The organism is Arthrobacter agilis, assembly GCF_002953615.1.
In the GTDB taxonomy this organism is placed as follows: Bacteria; Actinomycetota; Actinomycetes; order Actinomycetales; family Micrococcaceae; genus Arthrobacter_D; species Arthrobacter_D agilis_B.
The window spans coordinates 3,395,019-3,397,635 of sequence record NZ_CP024915.1; the positions used below are offsets into that span (position 1 = coordinate 3,395,019).

At 72.8% G+C, this 2,617-nt stretch carries 2 protein-coding genes; both read left to right on the forward strand.

The genetic code is table 11. The annotated features are described in order from the left end of the window. A partial coding sequence (locus tag CVO76_RS16705) for a 3-oxoacyl-ACP synthase III (protein ID WP_208740191.1) occupies nt 1-751 on the forward strand: 751 nt, incomplete at its 5' end. Further along, nucleotides 745-2,617: alpha/beta fold hydrolase (locus CVO76_RS16710; protein ID WP_208740192.1), on the forward strand; the 1,873-nt coding region annotated here is incomplete at its 3' end. The genes CVO76_RS16705 and CVO76_RS16710, both read left to right, overlap by 7 nt.

Below are 2,617 nucleotides of genomic sequence, written 5' to 3' on the forward strand. Positions count from 1 at the left end.
CATCAACACGTCCGTGACCCGCCGCAACCTCGAACCCTCGGTCGCCGTGAAGATCCACCACTCGCTGGGGCTGCCCTCGTCCGCGATGAACTTCGACCTGGCCAACGCCTGCCTCGGGTTCGTCAACGGGATGACCCTCGCCGCGAACATGATCGATTCCGGCCAGATCAAGTACGCCCTGATCGTCGCCGGCGAGGACGCCCAGCGGACCCAGGAGGCCACCTTCAAGCGCCTCAACCGCGAGGACTCGACGCGCGAGGATTTCCTGAGCGAGTTCGCGACCCTCACGCTCGGCTCCGGCGCGGCCGCCGCGGTCATCGGCCCGGCCGACGCCCACCCCGGGTCCCACCGCATCCTCGGCGGCGTCTCCCGTGCGGGGACGCAGCACCACGAGCTGTGCGTCGGCGGCATCGACGGGATGTACACCGACACGAAGGGACTGCTCGACGGCGGCCTGGAGCTCGTCGTCACAGCGTGGCACGAGGCGCAGGCGGACGGCTGGGCCTGGGACGCGATGGACCGCTACGTCACCCACCAGGTCTCCAACTCCTACACCAACGCCATCATCAAGGCCGTCGACCTCGAGCGTGAGCGCGTCCCGATCACCTTCCCGCACTGGGGCAACGTGGGGCCGGCCTCCCTGCCGATGACCCTCGCCCAGGAGGCGCAGTCCCTCACCCCCGGGGACCGGGTGCTGTGCCTGGGCGTCGGCTCGGGCCTGAACACCTCCATGATGGAGATTGCGTGGTAGAACTCCCCGGCGTCGACCCCTCGTGGTCGGCGTACATCGACGTGCCCTCGACCAGCGGGGCCGACGCCCCGGGAACCAGCCACCGCTGGCACTACCTCGACAACGGGCTCGGCGCAGGTGCCGATGACGAGGTCACGGGAACGCTCCTGTGCGTCCACGGCAATCCCACCTGGTCCTACCTGTGGCGGAGCTACCTCGCTGCCGGTCGCACGGCCGGCTGGCGCGTGATCGCGGTGGACCAGCTCGACATGGGCTACTCCGACCGCACCGGCGCGTTCCGGCGCCTCGAACACCGCATCACCGACCTCGAGGATTTCGTCGCCGCCGTCGGCCTCGCGGGTCCCGTGGTCACGGTGGGGCACGACTGGGGCGGCGTCGTCAGCCTCGGCTACGCCGACCGCAACCGCAGGGACCTGGCGGGCGTGATCCTGACCAACACGGCCATCCACCAGGATCCGGCCCGGCCCATCCCGGCACCCCTGCGGCTCGCCCTGGCACCCGGCGTGCACGGCCTGGGCACGAGGACCAGCACGGCCTTCCTCGACGTGACCCTCTCCCTCGCCCGGCCGGCGCTGGAGCGTGGCGTCCGCCGCGCGTTCCGCGACCCGTACCGTACGTCGGCAGCCCGCGAGGGCATCGCCAACTTCGTCTCCGACATCCCCGCCGACCCGTCCCACCCGAGCTTCGCCGCCCTCACCGCGGTCGCGGAGGGCATCCGCAGCCTGGCCGTGCCCGTGCTGATGATGTGGGGCCCGCACGACCCGATCTTCTCGGACCCCTACCTCGAGGACCTCGCCCGCCGCCTCCCCGCCGCGGACATCCATCGTTTCGAGCAGGCCGGCCACCTGGTGCAGGAGGACGCCGACACGGCGTCGACTGCCATGGAGTGGCTCGGCATCCGATCCGTGGGCGTGCCCCGACCGGACCGGTCCGGCGACAGCGCCCCGGAGGACCGTCCCTACACCCCGCTGGGCCGGCGGATCACCGAGCTCGCCGCCGGTCCCGAGGCAGGGACGACGGCGGTCGCCGAGATGGCTCCCGCGGGCACGCCGCGGACGCTGACCTGGCGCGAGCTCTCCGACGATGTCGACGCCGTGGCCGCCGGCCTCACCGCGCTCGGCTACGGCGCGGGCAGCAGGGTCAGCCTGCTCGTCCCGCCCGGAGTGGACCTCACCGTCCTGATCTACGCCTGCCTGCAGATCGGCGCCGTGATCGTCGTCGCCGATGCCGGCCTCGGCGCGCGCGGCCTCAACCGTGCCGTCAAGGGGTCTGCACCCGACGTCGTGATCGGCATCGAACGCGCCCTCCTCGCAGCCCGGGCCTTCGGCTGGCCGGGTCGGCGGATCAGTGCCGCTCCCCTGCCTGCCGCTAAGAAGAAGGCGCTGCGCGTCGAGGCTTCCCTAAACGACCTCCGTGCCGCCCGGCCGGTCGCCGGAGCACCGCGCGCCGCGCCCGCGCCGGACACCGACGCCGCCATCCTCTTCACCTCCGGGTCCACCGGTCCGGCCAAGGGCGTGGTGTACACGCACCGCCGGCTCTCGGCCATGCGCGACGCCGTGGAATCCACCCTCGGGCTGGGACCGGGCGCCTCGCTCGTCGCAGGATTCGCACCCTTCGCCCTGCTCGGCCCGGCCCTCGGCGCGACGTCGGTGACCCCGGCCATGGACGTCACCGCCCCGCGGACCCTGACGGCGCGGGCACTGGCCGATGCCGCGGCCGCGATCGACGCCACCGTCGTCTTCGCGTCGCCGGCGGCGCTGCGCAATGTCCTGGCGACGTCGGCCGACCTCCCTGTGGCCGGCCGGGAGGCACTGGAGCGGATCACCCTGATGCTCTCCGCCGGGGCGCCGATCCCGGTACCGCTGC